A 17,640-nucleotide genomic window follows, 5' to 3' on the forward strand; every position below is an offset into this window, starting at 1 on the left:
CCCATTCCAAGAATTAGGGCTACAGTAGGTTGCCTCTCCCGCTGTAGCCCTTTTCTGTTGCAACATTAGACTCATAAAGATGTAGGATTTGTGAAACTCTAGACGAACAAATTTAAATGCGAATTTTACTTAAGTTTGCACGGGCGATCGATCGCCTGATCGAGGTCTTGGGACAAGGGGCAGATTGGCTCGTAATCCTAACTGTCGCCGTTGGTTTTTATAACGTGGCTGTCCGCTATATTGGACGATTTATTGGATTGCAGCTTTCCTCCAATGTTCTCATTGAGCTGCAATGGTATTTATTCTCAGTTATCTTTTTGCTGGGCTTTGCTTACATTTTGAAGCACGACCAGAATGTACGGGTCGATTTTTGGTATGCCCACTGGAGCGAACGACGAAAAACCTGGATTAATTTGATTGGAACGCTGTTCTTTCTAATTCCGTTTTGCATTCTGGGTCTTTATGTTGCGTTCAACCCCGTGTTGCCATCTTGGGGGCAACTTCCAGATGGAACGTGGGGAAGCTAGGAGGTTTCTTCTGATGCCAATGGGTTGCCCCGTGCCCCAATCAAAACCATGCTACTGGTAGGATTAGCTCTGCTGTTGTTACAGGCGATCGCCCAAACTATCAAGTATGCTGCCCTTCTATTAGGACGGCCAGTCAATGTGCAGCAAGATGCAGAACAACTTCCCTACGAATAAAGTTGGCTAAAACTGCCCTCAAATGCACAGTTTTACAGCTTAAAAGATAACTAATTAATCATCGGGAGCAAGACCAGTATGGGGTTTGAGTGGCTGGCGATCGCCATGTTTGTCGTCTTTTTTATTATTCTAATCAGCGGGTATCCCGTAGCGTTTTCCTTTGCGGGAACGTCTTTAATTTTTGGGGCGATCGGTTTGGCAGTGGGTGCTTTTAACCTCAACCGCTTGCTGCTGCTGCCGAATATCTGGTTTGGCACGATGTCAAACTTCACCCTACTTGCTATTCCCTTCTTTGTATTTTTAGGAGCCATTCTAGAGAAATCTGGCATTGCTGAGGAATTGCTAGAAACAATTGGCATTTTGATGGGGCGATTGCGCGGCGGATTAGCCCTAGCAGTCGTAATTGTAGGAACCATGCTCGCTGCAACAACGGGTGTAGTTGCTGCAACCGTGATTGTGATGGGAATGATCTCACTACCAATCATGCTGCGCTATGGCTATGACAAGCAGCTTGCCTCTGGTGTGATTGTGGCATCTGGAACTCTTGCTCAGTTAATTCCTCCCAGCCTGGTATTGGTCGTTCTGAGTGACCAGATTGGCGTGTCAGTAGGAGATTTGTTTTTAGGCGCGTTAATTCCTGGACTCATGCTAGCGGGGTCTTATGCCCTATATGTTTTGGTAGTGGCGCTAATGCGTCCCCAAACGGCTCCGGCACTCCCTCCAGAAGTGCGAATGATTGGCGGTATGGCTTTATTTCAAAAACTTTTAAAGGCGGTTCTACCACCCATCTTGTTAATTTTTGCAGTGCTGGGCAGCATCTTTTTTGGCATTGCAACTCCGACTGAGGCAGGAGCCGTTGGAGCTGTTGGAGCCTGCGTGTTAGCAGCCCTCAACCGACGCTGGAATCAAAAACTTATCCGTGATGCAGCCCATTCCACGGCATCGATTACGGCTCTCGTGTTGATTATTCTTTTTTGTTCTTCCTTGTTTAGCCTTGTCTTTGATGACTTGGGTGGCAAGCGACTGATTACCGAATTGCTGGTCAGCTTACCGGGTGGTTATCTTAGCTTTTTGATTGTCAGTAATATTGTGATTTTTTTGCTAGGTGTTTTTCTAGAGTTTATCGAGATTTGCTTTATCGCGATGCCGCTACTAGTGCCCGCAGCACAAGCTTTGGGAATCGATATGGTTTGGTTTGGGGTGATTATGGCAATTAATCTGCAAACCGCCTTTATCTCACCCCCAGTTGGGTTTTCCCTGTTCTACCTGCAAACGGTTGCGCCCAAGGAAGTTAGCACGATCGACATTCACCGAAGTGCCCTTCCTTTTATGGCATTACAAGTTGTGGTGTTATTGATCGTGATTGCCTTTCCCCAAACGGTGAGTTGGCTTGTGAATGCGTCGTTTCAGTAAAGCTGGTGATGCTATTCGTTCAACTTGCTGTAGGTGAAACGGGTAAAGCTGGATTCATTCAGATTGTCCCAGGCATAAACGCGATCGCGAAATTCTCTCCATTCCGAGTACACGGACTGAAAATCAGCATCTTGGGCGGCAAATTCGTCATAGAGTTCTAGGGCAGCTTGTTGTGCAGCCTCCATAATTTCATCACTGTAGGACCGTAACTGAACGCCCTTATCTACTAGCCGCTGCAACGCTTCATTGTTACGGGTTTCATAGCGTGAGAGCATGGTCACATTCGCTTCATAAGCGGCTGTTTGCACGGCGGACTGATATGGGGGGGGAAGGTTGTTCCATTCGTTGAGGTTGATTTGTACCTCTAAAGTTGCGCTCGGTTCCCACCAGCCGGGATGATAGTAGTATTGAGCAACTTCTATTCAATCCAAGTTTTTCATCATCATAAGGGCCCACCCATTCTGCGGCATCGATCGCCCCCGTTTGAAGTGCCTGGAAGATTTCCCCACCGGGTAAATTCTGCACGGTCACGCCTAGTTTTGCCATTACCTGCCCACCCAGTCCAGGAATACGCATTTTCAAGCCTCTCAGGTCATTCACGGACTTAATCTCTTTGCGAAACCATCCGCCCATTTGGGTGCCCGTATTACCAGCGGGAAACTGAATCACATTAAACTTGCTGGCATAGAGTTCTTGCAGTTTTTGCAGCCCTCCGCCTTCATAGAGCCACGCGTTTTGCTGTTGCGCCGTCAGCCCAAAGGGAACTGTTGTGCCAAAGGCGAGAGCCGGACTTTTGCCAAGGTAATAGTATGAAGCCGAGTGCCCACAGGGAACCGCACCTTGAGACACAACATTCAGCACTTCAAGTGGAGGAGCCAGTTCACCCGCAGCTCGGGGAGTGATCTTGAACCGATCGCCAGTCAGGCTAGCGAGGCGATCGCTAAACACTTGAGCGCCCCCAAAAATTGTGTCCAGAGCAACGGGCCAACTTGTCGCCATTTCCCACTCGATCGTCGGTAAATCGGTGGTGCTAGGGGCATTAGATGTTCCAGTGGCAGAATTAGACTGCTGACAGGCGGCAAGTCCTGCTGCACTGATGGTTCCAAGGGCAATCTGGTTCAACGTGCGGCGTTTCATGGCGGGTTTCTCCAACGTGACGGGATTGATTTTAATCGGCTGAATCGACTGGTTAACCGAGTTGGGTGGCTCAACTATGACGAAAACCATTTCCTCGTCGGTAAGGGCTGCCCGACTCCAGAAGTCTGAAGGGATGACTTCAAGCAGCATGGGTGCAAGCAGTGAAGCGATCGCGGGAATGGTGTATTCCCTTCATCAACCTTTGTAAACGGCGATCGCCCAACTCGATTAGAGGCGGGGTCTAAATATTTTCTCAGATTATGCGCTTGTCCCTATACCAGAAAGAGTTCCGATTTTCCAGGTACAGATTATCGGGGTACAGGGTGGTACACAAGACTTCCTGCGTGAGTGGTCCGTGGCGGAGCCGTGCTACCACTCACACAATTCCAAAAATTAGGGTTACAGATGGAAGGGCACCCCGCGGAGCGGGGTGCCCTTCCATCTGTAACCTCTTTTTAGAGAGACGGTATTACACCTCAAAAAGTGATCGATGTAGGAGGTTTACAGTATGAATGTTGCTTTAATGGACAGCTTGTGAATCCTGTAGACCTGACTCAGTACCCTTATCCCTCAACTCGTCGAGTTGTTTTATCTCAACACGGCGCGGTGGCGACTTCCCAACCGCTAGCGGCAATGGCTGGAATGGAGATGCTGGTTGCTGGGGGAAATGCTGTCGATGCTGCGATCGCCACCGCGATCGCCCTCACCGTTGTTGAACCAACCTCCAACGGCATTGGCTCTGATGCGTTTGCTTTAGTTTGGGACGGTAAGCTGCAAGGGTTGAATGCTTCTGGATACAGCCCCGCAGCCCTCAGCCTTAAAGAATTTGATGGGATGAGAAGTGTACCTGAGCTAGGTTGGCTACCCGTCACCGTGCCAGGGGCAGTCTCAGCCTGGAGAACCCTCTGGGAAAGATATGGCAAACTTCCCTTTGAACGTTTGTTTGAGCCTGCTATTCGATGTGCAGACGGGTTTCCGGTTTCACCTGTGACCGCCCAAGCCTGGAAGCAAGCTGAGCAGGTTTATTTGCCTCAAACCGCTGCTGAATTTGAACCTTTTAAGGCTGTTTTTTTCCCGGAGGGGAGAGCACCTCGACCGGGTGAAATATGGCGCAGTCCCTTACATCGCAAAACTTTGGAGGCGATCGCCAACAGCAGGGGAGATAGCTTTTATCGAGGAGAGCTAGCAGAAAAAATGGCGGCTTTTGCAGCAGCGACCGGAGGGTTTCTAACGCAAGCTGATTTGGTTGCTCATCAAGCAGATTGGGTAGACCCGATTTCTACAACCTATCGTGACTTAACCGTGTGGGAAATTCCGCCAAATGGTCAAGGGTTAACCACACTTTTAGCGCTCAACATTCTAGAGAATTTTGACCTTGCTAATCATCCACGTGACTCGGTTGAGAGCTATCATTTGGCGATCGAATCGATGAAGCTGGCGGTTGCAGATGCCTATCGCTATATTGCTGACCCACGACATATGGAGTTTCCCTATGAGTGGCTGTTGGATAAGTCATACGCTCAGGAGCGCAGCAAGCTCATTGGAACAAATGCTTTGCCCCTTGCTCAACCAGGTTTACCGAAAGGAGGAACGGTTTATCTGGCTGCGGCAGATGGAGAACTGATGGTGTCTTTCATCCAATCAAACTATGCGGGTTTTGGCAGCGGTATTTTAGTGCCTGATACGGGTATCGCGCTGCAAAATCGGGGAACTGGATTTGTTTTGCAGCCTGATCATCCCAACTGCTTCCAACCTCGCAAACGTCCTTTTCACACCATCATTCCGGGTTTTCTCACAAGAGATGGAAAGCCTTTAGGCCCGTTTGGAGTGATGGGTGGGGCAATGCAGCCACAGGGACATCTTCAAGTGGTGGTCAACCTAGCTGATTATGTAATGAATCCGCAGACTGCTCTGGATGCTCCTCGCTGGCGATTTATGGAAGACAACAAGGTGTTGTTAGAGCCACAAACGCCTGAAGATGTGGTGGCAGGACTGCAAAATAAGGGACACCAAATCGGTATCACTACAGAAGCCTCATACTTCGGCAGAGGACAAATGATCTTGCGTCATGATGATGTGTTGATGTCTGCCTCAGAACCTCGTGCAGATGGTCTTGCAATCGGTTGGTAATACCTTATCTCACGGAGGGAGTGCTCTGGGCGATCGCCCAGAGCACTCCCTCCGTGAGATACAAAGAAGTAACCAAATCAAGCAGGTTAACTGATGCTGCTATAGTAAATGACAGCAATAAATAAGATGGGAAGCAGAACCGCTAGCGTTACAGCAAAACGAAAGATTGGATTCGGCAATTTTTCAGGAGTAATCACATCACGCTTGGTCGGATCAGCGGATTCCTGCTTTTGTGACTTTGTGGCATTCATATCATTCATATCTGTAGGACTTATGCGGTTATATGGTTTTGCAGTGAGAGTTTGACATTTGCATGTTGTAAGCCAGGACGTTTCACTTCTGCCAACGTCTTGTTGATTGCGTATTTTTGATTCACCACATCCATCAGTTTTGTCAGATCGTGCTTCTTCGCAACACCCCAAAGGTCAGCGATTATAGCAAGTGAACCATCTGAGTGACGCAACCAGCCTAGATCACAATCACCATCCAACACGGCAACAATGTCAGCTTGAACGGTTTGATTGCATAGTCCTCGTACCCCAGTATTCGTTTTCACCTCTATCCCTAAATCCTGTAATGATGCTTTTAGAATTTCAGCATCCGTTAGTTTGCTTCGTAATGTACTAAAGTGAGACATATTAAATTTCCTTGATGATTAATCCAATCCTTTAAAGTGAGCGACACTACCTACAGGCGTAGAGTAATCCCCAAACCTGAGAGGCATGTCTATCACCAAGATAGATAAGACAATGTTAAGTTTTATTGCTCTAAAGAGAGACATTGCCGTTAATCACAACCCTCCAAAGTACGGAGCAGTGTGCTCTGTTCAAGGTGTTTCTCGTACATCGCAATACTTGACTGCTTAATAAATACATCCCAGGCTGCTCAATCAGAATCAGGCTGCCTGCGTAGATAACACTCCTATTACACCTTCTCCTTAGGTGGGGTAGCAATACCACGCCTGACTAGATTGGCTTCCAGATTCCTGATGAATTCAAAATCTGTTTCGGGTAAGTGCTGATTTCTACTAATCAACAAATCTGCATTCGTAGAAGCCTCTTTCTCCAAGAAGCTAAAAGCCTGTCGAAACTGTTGTGGGCTGGCTTTAAAGGGTGCGTCAAAGTGACAGGAGATAATTTGGCGAAAATCCCATGCTGCAACCTGATCTGCCCACTCAAGAACTTGTTTGGGTGCCTGAATCAGAATGAGTGTTTGCAAAATAGGGGCAACAAAGGGTCTTCCATCACTCCGTAAAGCCTGAAATGACTGCTTCCAGGTATCTTTCCAGCGAAATGGGAATAGCCCAAAGTATGATTTTTTGGAGCGCTCAGGTGCTTTAAATGCATCGCTTAGTGTCTGCCCCAATCCAACGGTCTCTAGTGCACCTGGACGAAAGTAAAGAGCAAATAGTGCAATCCGTTGCCACCCTTTACGGCGGTTGGCTTCGGTGTTTTCTGGTTGTTCAAGGGCACTCTCTCTGGCGTGAAACAGCAAGGGGTATGGGTCGAGTTGGGCGATCGCAGGTGGTTCCTCTGGCACAGAAAGCACGGAATCCGTCACGAGCAGCGTGTGCGATCGCCGATGCAAGACTGCCACCTCTGCAAAGGAGCCTCGCCCCAAGTTAAAATCCAGCACTGCGTAGTCAAACTCATCGGCAAAAGGCGCTTTGCTGCTGTCCTCTGGCAGCACATGAGTTCGACCTTTGGGAAAGCCAAGCCAACTGAGCGGCAGGTTCAACGGAAAACTCCATTGATTCGGTGCAACAAACACCTGCGCTTGCGGAAAGCGTCTGGCAAACGGACCTACAAAAACCTTGTGCTCCAACCCTGAAGAAGTCGGCAGAATGATGTACTGAACCTCTCCATGGACTGCCACCAACTCTTTAACTAACTCAATACACTCATTGGTCGGTGCAACCGGGGCATAGACGAGCAATCCGCCTGCTTCCAGCTTTACGACGGTCATCCGGATTGGCACAATCGTGTAAAGGATGCCCTGAAGCTGATCAAACGTCCAAATGGTGTCTGCTACCACTTCCCGTCGAAGGGTGCGTCGCTTGCTGTAGGGGTACAGGGGTACAGCGGGCCAAAAGTTCCATGACCAGTCTTTGGGATTAAGACTCAGATCAGGCGATCGCTCCTGCGATTGTCTTTTTGACCCATGCTCTGCGCTCATAACTCTTGACTACATTCACGTCCTTCTCCAAGTTTGTAACACTATGAGCAGAATGTGTGCCTTCGGGGGTTACTTGTTACTTGTTTCAACAAAATTCACGACCCTCGGCGGAGTGTCCGATGTGTACTGTGAGGAACCGATGCTTGGCTACGATCGCTGAGCAAATTGTTTAGGACTAGTGCCCACTGAGCGTTTGAAATGAAAACACAAGTGACTTTGATTGGAAAAGCCAACTTCCAGCGCAATGTCAGCAATGCTGAGTTGGTTTTGCAACAATAGCTGTTTAGCGCGTTCTATCCGCTGTTGCAGCAAATAGTGATAGGGCGATACCCCAATTGATTGCTTAAATAGACGACAAAAATGAAATTGACTCATGTTGACGTGAGTAGCGATCGCCTCTAAAGAGAGTCCTTCATTCATATGGAGATGAATATACTCAAGGACTGCTCTCAACTTGCAAGGTGACAGTCCTTTGGTTGAAAGGGGATTGATGGGTAGATCACCAGTAGTGGGGAGGGGGCGATCGATCAGGATAGGGGGCTGCTGTAAGTTGTTATTCATCGTCCTTTTACTGATGATTTGCACTATGAAGCTTCTCTATCGTTCTGGATGCTAATTTGATTTAAATAGGTTGCAGATGTAGGTAGGGGCGCACCGCAGTGCGCCCCTACAGAAATTGGTGTGTCGCGAAATCTGTTTAAATGGGTATTACTAGTAAACAGCTTCAGCCTAAAGGTAATGTCTGTTGCTGTCACCTAGAACCAAGTCAGCCCAATTCCTCTCCAAAGGAACATCAAAATTACTGGGCTAGAGGAGAGCTTTATACCTGATCAAAAAACCAGGATGTTGCCCAAATGCTCTCAGGACCCAAACGCGATTAAGGATTGAGACGAGCCAGTCCACGCTTGAGCGCAACGATGACGGCCTGGGTACGATCGCTCACATTCAACTTGTTCAAAATATTGTTGATGTGAAACTTGACGGTGCCTTCAGAAATGTTCAGGGCAGACATAATATCAGCATTGCCTTTGCCATTAACCAATAGCTGAATCACCTGCTGTTCTCGCTGGGTGAGTGCGGTTGCGCCGAGGCGATCGCTCAATTTCAGGGCAATGTTAGACGGCACATATCGCTGTCCTTGATGCACCGTATGAATGGACTGCAACAGTTCCTCAGAAGTGGTGTCTTTGAGCAAATAGCCTCGCGCTCCAGCTTGCAGCCCCCGATAGATATCCTCATCGGTATCGTAGGTTGTCAGCACAATGATTTTTGCCTGGGAAGCAGTTGCTCGAATTTGGGCGATCGCCTCCACACCATCTAGATTGGGCATTCGCAAATCCATCAGCGTCAGGTCAGGCTGATGCAGATCGTAGAGTTCTACTGCTTGCTGACCGTCTTCTGCCTCGGCAACAACCGTCATATCTGCTTCTCGATTGAGAATTGCTACTAAACCATCCCGAACTACAGCATGGTCTTCTGCCACGAGAATGCGAATGGGTGAAGAGGTCATGTTGCTTGCCCTCCCGACGGGGGTACGGTTACTGAAATTGTAGTGCCCGATCCAGGTTGGCTGCTCAAGCTGAAACGACCGCCCAGTCGTTGCGATCGCTCTTGCATTCCGATCAGCCCAAACCCCTGATCTACTGTAATCTGCTCTGGGTCAAAGCCCTGTCCATCATCTACCACGTCTAACTGCACCGCTTCAGATCCGAAATGCAGCGTCAGGTAAACCGCTGTTGCCTGAGCGTGCCTTAAAACGTTGGTCAGAGCTTCTTGCCCGATGCGTAACAGGTTCATCTCGATCATGGGAGAAAGCGGGAAGGGAGTACCCGTCACCTCAACGGTTGCTTTCAACCGAGTGCCAGTGGTCATGCGCTGTGCAAAATAATGGAGGACGGTCAGCAAATCCTGTGACTCTAAGGCTTCTGGACGCAGTGCCCAAACCGAGCGACGGGCTTCTGCCAAGCCCTCACGGGCGAGGGCACGGGCTCGTGACAGGTGTTCATGGGCGACTTCGGGTTGAGTGGCCACCATACCTTTAGTCGCTTCCAGTTGCAGGATGATTCCTGTTAAAGCCTGAGCAATTGTGTCATGAATGTCGCGGGCAAAACGATTGCGTTCCTCTAACAAGGCTGTTTCTTTTGCGGCTTCCGCAAGAGTGGTGAGCTGCATCACCAGGGCAATTTGCTGCGCCAGTGCCAAAATCAGTTCTTCATCCACCAAGCGCAGGGCAACGGGATGGGAGAACGCCATTGCTAGGAAACCAAAGGGGCGATCGCCTACCAGCAATACGCAGCTACTCGTTCCTCGAAGTCTCTTGGCTTGAAACCATTCTGAAACACCAGCCCACAGTCGCCCTGAAAACTCACTGATGTTGAGGGTTGCAAGTTGAGGATGTTGACAAAGGTGAGTAAAGACGGGTGTGGTGGTGACAGAAATGGGCGATCGAAAAATGGCAGGTTCATCGTCAGCCGCTGTCCAAAACACTTGTTCATCTCGCACCCGCAGTTTCAGAGTGAGTGCATCTTGAGTGGCATCATAGCTAAACACATGTGCTACCGATGCGCCTGCATAGCGAGTGACTTCGAGCAACAATTGCCCCAGCACGTCGTTTAAGTTAGGCTCGGTAGACAAACGACTCAAACTGTTTCGTAGCAAGGTATTCGCTCGACTTAACTCGGCTGCTTGCTGCTGAGCAGCTTTCTCCCGCTCACGGGCGATCGCCGTTTCCACAGCGCGATCGCGAGCCTGGGCAGAAAGTCGGCTGGCTTGCATCGCGAGTGCAAGCTGTTTCGCAAGTCCCTCAGCCAGCATGATTTCTACATCTGAAAAGGGCTGATTTATCCCTCGGTAGATTACCAGTGCCCCATCTGCTTTGCCGTCAACCAGGAGAGGTTGGTTGAGTTCCAGTCCCCAGCCCTGGGAAATCGCGAAGGCATGAAAATCTGGCACGCTTTTAGCACAAGTGTGGTCGATAATAACGGCGTGTGTGCGGTCTCGAACGGTTGTGCCATGCAGATGCTCCAGCGGCACGGTGAATCCAGTGGCAAGTTGATGGAGTACCTGATGATGCTCTGGGTCAAGCAGTTGCAGTTCCATAGGATTGAGGATTTTGCCACTGCTATACCAGTAGCGCAAATACACAGTTTGATCCCATTTGTGTTCGTAGTAAGCGCAATCAGCAGCATTAAATGTCCGCGCTACAATCGCCAGCACTGCGGGGATAAAGTCATCAAAGTTATCTAAAGCACCGAGGGTATCGATGGTCTGCTGCAAGGCTTCATTCGATCGAGCTAGTTCTGTGACTCGCACCAGTTCTGCTTGTAGCAGAGCTTGCTGGGTTCGCTGCCGCTGAATGGCACTCCCTACACAGTTTGCCAAAACTCCCAATACGCTCAGTTCTGCTGGGTTGCGGTGTCTCACCTTCTGGCAGTCATCTAATCCAATGGCTCCCCACCACTGTCCTTCAACTTGAATGGGTACAAGGTAAGTTGCTTTTACACCAACGGCAAGCTGACTGCTGCGGAAAGGTTCAGGGGAATCTTCGATCAGATAAGCAACGGTTTGCCCCTGTTGCAATCGCTCAAATATCTCTGGAATCTCTTCATAGCTACCCTGAGCCGCAGTCGAATCAGAAAATTGGCAAGGAGTGCCGGGTGAATCCCACTCGTACAACACCCGCCAATGGGGAAATAGAGTGTTTGAATCCGGGGCAAAGTTTTCAATCACGTTAACGCGATCGCTTTCCAGAGTCTCACCGAGCAACTGTAAGGACTGTTGGATGGAGCTATCCAGGTTTGCTGCGGTCAGCAATATGTGAGCTACGGTTGCGGTGGTTTCCAGGAGGCGATCGTGCCGTATTTCCGTTTGAGAATTGTGGCTAAGCAAATTAGTCTTGTCCAGCCCTGGTTGGGCAAAACCAAATTGAAGCTCATTGAATCTGTCATTTTCTGGAGTCAGGGGACTATGCGGCAATTGGGCAATTGAATCATCCTGAAGGAATGGTTCCTGCATCGGTGCTGACTCCAGCTTGATCAACTTTTCAGAAGAAATGACTTGCCTTCAGATTCAATATAAAGCGCCTGAGAGCAGACTTCCAATCATGAATAGGGATTTACAGCAATTTCCACTTGGATAAACCACAAATCTCTGTAGGGGCACGGCAATGCCATGCCCCTGCGAAAATCGTTCGTCAAAAGTGCAATAACCCAGGTTATACAGGAACTTCCAGCAAACGAAACGGGGGCTGGTCAGGAAAATGCTTCTTCAGCAGCGGCATAGAAACGTTGTAAACCGGAATGTTGCTACTGGTTCGCCCCTCGACCTGTCCGTGGTGAGCATGACCGTGTAGGGCAAACGCCACCGAAAAGCGATTTAAAGGTTCCTCCAGGCGGCTAGAGCCCAGAAACGGCAAAATATCACAAGGTTCTCCCTCCACCGTTTCCTGAATGGGGGAATAGTGTAGTACAGCGACCCGCTGCGAGGTGTCTAGCTTTGCCAGGGCTGATTCTAGCCTGAGGGCTTCTTCTACGGCTTCATGCACAAACTGTTTGATCGGTGCTTCTCCCCAGGCTTGCAGCATTCGGGAGCCAAACCCTCCGCCAAAGCTTTTTGGGTGCATTTTTATGATTCAGTAAAGATGGCTGAAGTTCGGTCTTTAGGTTGAGGAATCGTGTCAGGCGATCGCCCACTATAGATAACTCCTGGATGCTTCAACAAGTTATCACGGAAGCAGTTCTTCTAACTGATAAAAGAACTTATGCCATTTTCTCAAGCACAACTTGATCCTCAAACTCGCGAATTTTACTGCGAAGCATTGGGCATTTTGAATCGAGCACAATTGCCGTTTTTAGTGGGTGGTGCTTACGCCTTTGAGCGTTACACAGGAATTGCCCGCCACACTAAGGACTTGGACATTTTCGCCCGTTCTACCGATGTTCAACCGATTCTAGATGTCTTTGCTCAGGCAGGATATCAGACAGAAATTGCGGTGCCACACTGGTTAGCCAAGGCATACCACGGTGAAAATTATGTGGATATCATTTCTAACTCTGCTCACGGTTGCTTGCCCGTGACCGATGCCTGGTTTGAACACGCGATTTCAGATGAGGTGTTAGGGATGCCAGTGCAGGTGTGTGCGCCAGAGGAAATGATCTGGTCAAAGGCATATATCATGGCGCGCGATCGCTTTGATGGCGCGGATGTTGCTCACCTGATTTTGGCGTATAGCGATCGCATGGATTGGTCACGGCTCGTAGCTCAGTTTGGGGAGCACTGGCGGGTACTGTTCAGTCATCTGGTGTTGTTTGGCTTTATTTATCCAGGAGAGCGATCGCGCATTCCTGGCTGGGTAATGCAGCAATTGGGTCAGAAACTTGGACAGGAAGGCAGCCAACCTGACCTTACTGAAAAGCTGTGCCAGGGAACATTGCTAGCCCCCTTGCAATACAGACCCGACGTGGAGCAATGGCAGTATAAAGATGCAAGATTAAAGCCTAGAGGAAATTTGACCCAAGCAGATATCAATGAGTGGATCGATCACTTGCATCAGGAAACCGATACAAATGAACCTTGTGAAGTGTAAGAAGTGTAATCTGATGTGATATCGAATGTGATATCAAATTCTGTAACCAGGTAGATTCAAATCTCCTCTAAGGCAAAAGATCTTGAAACTCCTGGTTCTAAGTTCATTGCTTCTCCCTGGTAGACAATCGTGATTGAGGATGGATTAGAGTCTGCGGCCGTGAGATGCAGATGATGATCCGTTTTCGCGATTTCCAGATCGTTGTAATGGTGTTGTAAGCTCAGTCGCAGATGGGTGAGTTGTTCTGGAAATGACGGGTTTAGGTAAATGCTGCCTTTATGGATCTCCAAACCGAGATAATGGTGCTGAAGGATATACAGCGTTCCTGCCATTGCTCCTAGATGAATACCATTCTTGACTTCACCACTGCTATCGCCTGCCAGGTCGGTATGGATAACTTTAGTAAAGAGATGCCAGGATCTTTTGCAGTCTAGTTTGGCGAATGCACCTGCATAAATCAAATGCGACAGGCTAGATTCATGAACTGTGTGCTCAAAGTAATACTCGATTGTGCGCTGCATTTGAGTGCGATCGCAGGCATATCCCAATTGTTCTAATAATGCCTGAATTTCCGGCACGGATAGCAAAAAGAACAGCATCGCCACATCTGCCTGTTTCGCGACATGGTAACGGTTAATGTCGTCGCCTTTTTCCTCTAATACCCAGTTAACTCGCTCCTCGTCAAACTGCTGCCAATCTAATGGCTGTAGGCGATCGAACCCTTCATACTGGCTCAATCTACCATCTTCGGTGACTACGTGCATCTTCTGGCTAATCGTATGCCACTGATCGATCTCATCCTGGTTTAGAGATAGAGCATGAAAGAGCTCTATGCGACGAGAGTTTGGCAACAGGTCCAAAACTTCTTGAGTTCGACATAGCGTCCACACTACCATCACATTTGTATAAGTGTTGTTGTCAATACCAGGCGTGTTTGCGTCAGGGTAAGCCGTGTGATATTCATCTGGACCCATCACTCCCCGGATTTCATAGCGATCGCACTCCTCATTATAAGTTGCGAGACTTGCCCAAAATCGAGCAATCTCAATCAACAACTCAGCACCCTGATCGCATAGGAAAATAATATCATCGGTAATGGTGTAATACTTCCAGACAGTATGGGCAATGATCACACTAATGTGATGCTGCAACCAGGTATGGTCCGGCATCCAGTTCTCAGAAAACAAACTGAACTGGTAGCGGGGCGTTTCCTCGCCACCAGAACTGGCACTGCGCCAGGGAAACATTGCGCCCCGGTAGCCATGTTGACGAGCTAAATCTCGTGCTGCATTGAGACGACGATGGCGATAGAGCAACATCGAGCGGGCAATGCTAGGAAAACGATAGATCAGGAAGGGCAGTACAAAGGCTTCATCCCAAAAGATGTGTCCGCGATAGTCTTCTCCATGCCAACCCCGTGATGGCACTCCAACATCCAGGTCTGCGGTGTGCGGTGAAATGGTTTGAAGAATGTGAAACAGATGCAGCCGTGTTACGCGCAGGTAGTCTACTGGCTCAAATTCGATATCACAGCGCATCCAGAGCCGTTCCCAGGCGTGTTGGTGATCCCCCAATAGATCGGTAAAACCAGGTGCATCCTGAACGGCTTTGTGCGACGCCTCTATGCAACTGGCGATCGCCGGATCACGCGATGTATACAGTGCAGCAACTTTCTCGATCGCCACTACATCACCCTGAGTAACTGAAATCTGCGTCTGTTCTTGAATATAAGTATTTTCTTGATCAGGTATCCATTCGGACCCAACCCGGTTCTCATTCACAAAGACCTGAGTTCGTGCGGCTAACGACACCTCAATTCTAGATTGGTTGGTTTGCATCACCAGCCGGAGGACTTCCGGTTTTAGAACATTTACCTCTAATAGCTCTAGATGCTGCTTGTTGTAGTGTTTGTAGCGCTCGATGTTGTTATTATTCACCCGTCCATCGATCGCCGAACGGATTGCCAAAGCACCCGACCAGTTTTCAGCCGTTAGCTCCAGGCGCAGTCCAGCTAGATGGGGCTGTGCCATACTGGCAAACCGCTGCTCACGTAGGGTTGTTTGTCGTCCCTGGCGATCGCAAAACTGGATATCACGCTGCAAAATTCCCGATCGCAAATACAGAATTTGACGATAGGCAAGAATTTCAACCTGATCGATGGAAAACCAGTCGCCATCATCAATCCGAAACGTGAGCGGCAACCAGTTTGGTAGGTTAACAATAGATTCGTCCTCTACGTCCTCTCCATTGACGTGACTCACCAGACGATTGTAAAGACCTGCCCGGTAGCAGCCCGGATAGTGAATGTCATCTGCTGTTGCATCGGGTGCAGCAGCACGAGTCACAAAATAACCGTTTCCCAATGCACAAAGAGCTTCTCGATAGCCTTCTGCTTCAGGGTCATACCCTTCAAACAGAATGCACCAGGGATCTTTCAGAATGGCTGCGTTATCAGGAAAGGACATGGGCATGGTGAGATAAATTTTCAAACAGAGAATTTATACGGAATCTATTTCGTAAAGAAGCACTACTGGATGTAGGGGCGAAGCATTCGGTCACAATCCCTGCCACTGAAGCACAATTCTTTTGCCGAATGCTTCGCCCCTACCGATACCGCTACTTCATAAACGGATTTGGTATTAGTTGCGATCGCGTTGGGTCAGCAGACTGGGAGCCTTTTACAGCAACATGAACAGTACTTCTGACCTAAGGAACGCTCGGCAAAGCTGGCAATTGCCTGTTAGGACAATTAGCCTAATCTATCTGTTGGATTAAACACCCTTTTGCAGGTGTTTGGCATCTAACCAGAGTTAACTTTTAGAGCAGTGCTAATCAACGCAGCTACTCCTTTCCCACTAGCTGCCTGACCATTTGGTCAGGCATAAAACTATCTCCAAGAATGGCAATTAGGATGATCCTTTTTAGGGGAAGCGGGCTGACTCGACTCTAGGTGACAGCGATAAGCATTGCCTTTAGGCTAAAGCTATCCACCCAAAGCAATATGTTTAATGTCTACCCATCCTTATGGTGAAACAAGTCAGGTGATTCCGCCCTTGAGCGATCGCGATCACGTGCGAGGGTTGCCTAGCGCCAGGTTTGTTTTAATGAAATACGGCGACTATCAATGTCCGCAGTCGGGGCGATCTCATCAACTGATCAAAACCATGCAGCAACGATTGGGGGATCAGTTTTGCTTTGTCTTTCGCCATTTTCCACAACCTCACCGTCATCCACAATCCTATAGAGCCGCCGAGAGCGCAGAAGCATCAGCTAATCAGGGCAAGTTTTGGGAAATGCACGACCTGCTGTTTGAAAATCAGCAAGCACTTGATGACAGCGACATTGTCACCTATGCCGCTCAACTGCACCTTGATATTCCCCAATTTTTGAGGGAGTTATCAGAACATGTTCATGCCGAGCGGGTGGAAGCAGATATCGAAAGTGGGCAGCAAAACGGGGTTGCCGAAACTCCCACCTTTTTTGTTGGCATTCGGTGTGGTGACGTTGAGCGTCTAGAACAGTTGCTTTTGCAGGTCATGACGCAATCCCAGCCTAAATCATGATGTAGGCTGACCCGAACCAAACTTCGGACGTTGCTTCTGTTTAGGCGATTTTATGAGCAACAATTGTTCTAAGTTCAGCGAGTCACTCATACAATGATGGCTTAGATGGCTTAAACAGCTTACTATTCTGATGACTGAGGCGCGAGTAGAATGCCAACATCCGGTTCAGACCAACACATTGTGGCAATGGGTGGGGGTGGTTTCTCAATGGAACCCGATAACCCTCTACTCGATCAATACATCCTTGGGCTAGTTGATAAAGCTCAACCCAAAGTTTGTTTTTTACCAACTGCTGGTGGAGATAGCGATCGCTACATCGTCAAGTTTTATTCTGCTTTCTTAAAATTCTCATGCCAACCCAGTCACCTCTCATTGTTTAATCCACCCACCCTTGACCTGCGAGGCTTTCTGCTGGAGCAAGACATCATCTATGTGGGAGGCGGCAACACCAAAAATTTAGTGGCGCTTTGGCGCGATTGGGAATTAGACCGCTTGATCAAAGAGGCTTGGGAGCAGGGAACAGTTCTCTGCGGATTGAGTGCAGGTTCACTCTGTTGGTTTGAGTCCGGGGTGAGTGATTATCCTGGCAATGGAGTTCTCAAACCTCTCAGATGTCTGGGCTTGCTCAAGGGTAGCCACTGTCCTCACTATGACGGAGAAGCCAACCGTCGAGCCGCTTACCATCAACTGGTGACAGAGGGTGTGTTAGAAGATGGCTATGCGGCAGATGATGGCGTTGGCTTACACTTCATCAACGGAACCCTAGCGAAGATCGTGAGTTCTCGCCCCTCCGCAAAAGCATATCGGGTAGAACGGCAAGCTCAGGGTGTTGAAGAAACGCCTCTGGAACCTATCTATTTAGGAAGTTCCACAGGCTTTTCGCAGTGAATTGGGCTTTGAGCTGAGAGAAAAGTGATAGGCGATCGCCCCTCCCCTA

The 17,640-nt window shown here is 48.8% G+C and carries 13 protein-coding genes and 2 pseudogenes; 6 read left to right on the forward strand and 9 right to left on the reverse strand.

Translation table 11 applies throughout. The features are described 5' to 3' along the window. Positions 1-116 precede the first annotated feature (116 nt). Together H6G00_RS13960 and H6G00_RS13965 are read left to right on the forward strand one after the other, a co-directional pair. Positions 117-701 (forward strand): annotated as a pseudogene (locus H6G00_RS13960) (TRAP transporter small permease subunit). Between the two features lie 78 nt (positions 702-779). Continuing rightward, positions 780-2,114, forward strand: coding sequence for a TRAP transporter large permease subunit (locus H6G00_RS13965; protein ID WP_190685177.1), 1,335 nt, complete (start codon positions 780-782; stop codon positions 2,112-2,114). Positions 2,115-2,125: 11 nt separating this feature from the next. On the opposite strand, the pseudogene H6G00_RS36650 reads toward H6G00_RS13965, so the two are convergent. Beyond that, positions 2,126-3,251, reverse strand: a pseudogene (locus tag H6G00_RS36650) (TRAP transporter substrate-binding protein). A 486-nt stretch (positions 3,252-3,737) separates the two neighbouring features. Between H6G00_RS36650 and H6G00_RS13975 the strand changes: the two are divergent. Then, positions 3,738-5,381, forward strand: coding sequence for a gamma-glutamyltransferase family protein (locus H6G00_RS13975; protein WP_347278182.1), 1,644 nt, complete (start codon positions 3,738-3,740; stop codon positions 5,379-5,381). A gap of 86 nt (positions 5,382-5,467) precedes the next feature. On the opposite strand, the gene H6G00_RS13980 is transcribed toward H6G00_RS13975, so the two are convergent. The 7 genes from H6G00_RS13980 to H6G00_RS14010 all read right to left on the reverse strand — a co-directional run bounded on the left by H6G00_RS13980 (position 5,468) and on the right by H6G00_RS14010 (position 12,177). Continuing rightward, entirely contained in the window at positions 5,468-5,641 is a 174-nt protein-coding gene (locus tag H6G00_RS13980) for a hypothetical protein (RefSeq protein WP_190797202.1), read from the reverse strand. 11 nt (positions 5,642-5,652) lie between these two features. Beyond that, positions 5,653-6,018: a DUF1257 domain-containing protein gene (locus tag H6G00_RS13985; protein WP_190797203.1), complete on the reverse strand. Its 366-nt coding sequence runs from the start codon at positions 6,016-6,018 to the stop codon at positions 5,653-5,655. A 287-nt stretch (positions 6,019-6,305) separates the two neighbouring features. After that, positions 6,306-7,556 carry a DUF4336 domain-containing protein gene (locus tag H6G00_RS13990; RefSeq protein ID WP_190797204.1) on the reverse strand — a complete coding sequence of 417 codons (1,251 nt, stop codon included), beginning with the start codon at positions 7,554-7,556 and terminating at the stop codon, positions 6,306-6,308. 147 nt (positions 7,557-7,703) lie between these two features. Continuing rightward, entirely contained in the window at positions 7,704-8,117 is a 414-nt protein-coding gene (locus tag H6G00_RS13995; RefSeq protein ID WP_190797205.1) for an AraC family transcriptional regulator, read from the reverse strand. A gap of 316 nt (positions 8,118-8,433) precedes the next feature. Then, positions 8,434-9,066, reverse strand: coding sequence for a response regulator transcription factor (locus tag H6G00_RS14000; RefSeq protein WP_190797206.1), 633 nt, complete (start codon positions 9,064-9,066; stop codon positions 8,434-8,436). After that, a complete protein-coding gene (locus tag H6G00_RS14005) occupies positions 9,063-11,570 on the reverse strand; it encodes a histidine kinase (protein WP_190797207.1) in 2,508 nt (835 codons plus the stop codon). Before H6G00_RS14005 ends, H6G00_RS14000 begins: the two co-directional genes overlap by 4 nt. A 199-nt stretch (positions 11,571-11,769) precedes the next feature. Continuing rightward, positions 11,770-12,177 (reverse strand): hypothetical protein, encoded by a 408-nt coding sequence (locus H6G00_RS14010; protein WP_190797208.1) that lies wholly within the window; start codon positions 12,175-12,177, stop codon positions 11,770-11,772. A gap of 138 nt (positions 12,178-12,315) precedes the next feature. Here H6G00_RS14010 and H6G00_RS14015 point away from each other — a divergent pair, with 138 nt between their 5' ends. Continuing rightward, positions 12,316-13,140 (forward strand): nucleotidyltransferase, encoded by an 825-nt coding sequence (locus H6G00_RS14015; protein ID WP_190643759.1) that lies wholly within the window; start codon positions 12,316-12,318, stop codon positions 13,138-13,140. Between the two features lie 56 nt (positions 13,141-13,196). On the opposite strand, the gene H6G00_RS14020 is transcribed toward H6G00_RS14015, so the two are convergent. After that, on the reverse strand, positions 13,197-15,605 hold the full coding sequence (locus H6G00_RS14020) for a glycoside hydrolase family 65 protein (protein ID WP_190797209.1): 2,409 nt from the start codon (positions 15,603-15,605) through the stop codon (positions 13,197-13,199). A 543-nt stretch (positions 15,606-16,148) separates the two neighbouring features. Between H6G00_RS14020 and H6G00_RS14025 the strand changes: the two genes are divergently transcribed. Continuing rightward, positions 16,149-16,703, forward strand: a complete 555-nt coding sequence (locus tag H6G00_RS14025; protein ID WP_190797210.1) for a thioredoxin domain-containing protein — start codon at positions 16,149-16,151, stop codon at positions 16,701-16,703. A gap of 150 nt (positions 16,704-16,853) precedes the next feature. Beyond that, on the forward strand, positions 16,854-17,591 hold the full coding sequence (locus H6G00_RS14030) for a peptidase E (protein WP_190797211.1): 738 nt from the start codon (positions 16,854-16,856) through the stop codon (positions 17,589-17,591). The last annotated feature ends 49 nt before the right edge of the window (positions 17,592-17,640 follow it).

Source organism: Leptolyngbya sp. FACHB-541, assembly GCF_014695875.1.
Classification (GTDB): domain Bacteria; phylum Cyanobacteriota; class Cyanobacteriia; order Elainellales; family Elainellaceae; genus JAAUTN01.

What these genes read in the sequence shown, in the direction of transcription:
- H6G00_RS13965 (WP_190685177.1), top strand. Translation starts at nt 780, where the DNA reads ATGGGGTTTGAGTGGCTGGCGATCGCCATGTTTGTCGTCTTTTTTATT.
- H6G00_RS14020 (WP_190797209.1), bottom strand. Translation starts at nt 15,605, where the DNA reads ATGTCCTTTCCTGATAACGCAGCCATTCTGAAAGATCCCTGGTGCATT.
- H6G00_RS14010 (WP_190797208.1), bottom strand. Translation starts at nt 12,177, where the DNA reads ATGCACCCAAAAAGCTTTGGCGGAGGGTTTGGCTCCCGAATGCTGCAA.
- H6G00_RS14025 (WP_190797210.1), top strand. Translation starts at nt 16,149, where the DNA reads ATGTCTACCCATCCTTATGGTGAAACAAGTCAGGTGATTCCGCCCTTG.
- H6G00_RS13995 (WP_190797205.1), bottom strand. Translation starts at nt 8,117, where the DNA reads ATGAATAACAACTTACAGCAGCCCCCTATCCTGATCGATCGCCCCCTC.
- H6G00_RS14005 (WP_190797207.1), bottom strand. Translation starts at nt 11,570, where the DNA reads ATGCAGGAACCATTCCTTCAGGATGATTCAATTGCCCAATTGCCGCAT.
- H6G00_RS13985 (WP_190797203.1), bottom strand. Translation starts at nt 6,018, where the DNA reads ATGTCTCACTTTAGTACATTACGAAGCAAACTAACGGATGCTGAAATT.
- H6G00_RS14030 (WP_190797211.1), top strand. Translation starts at nt 16,854, where the DNA reads ATGCCAACATCCGGTTCAGACCAACACATTGTGGCAATGGGTGGGGGT.
- H6G00_RS14015 (WP_190643759.1), top strand. Translation starts at nt 12,316, where the DNA reads ATGCCATTTTCTCAAGCACAACTTGATCCTCAAACTCGCGAATTTTAC.
- H6G00_RS13990 (WP_190797204.1), bottom strand. Translation starts at nt 7,556, where the DNA reads ATGAGCGCAGAGCATGGGTCAAAAAGACAATCGCAGGAGCGATCGCCT.
- H6G00_RS13980 (WP_190797202.1), bottom strand. Translation starts at nt 5,641, where the DNA reads ATGAATGATATGAATGCCACAAAGTCACAAAAGCAGGAATCCGCTGAT.
- H6G00_RS14000 (WP_190797206.1), bottom strand. Translation starts at nt 9,066, where the DNA reads ATGACCTCTTCACCCATTCGCATTCTCGTGGCAGAAGACCATGCTGTA.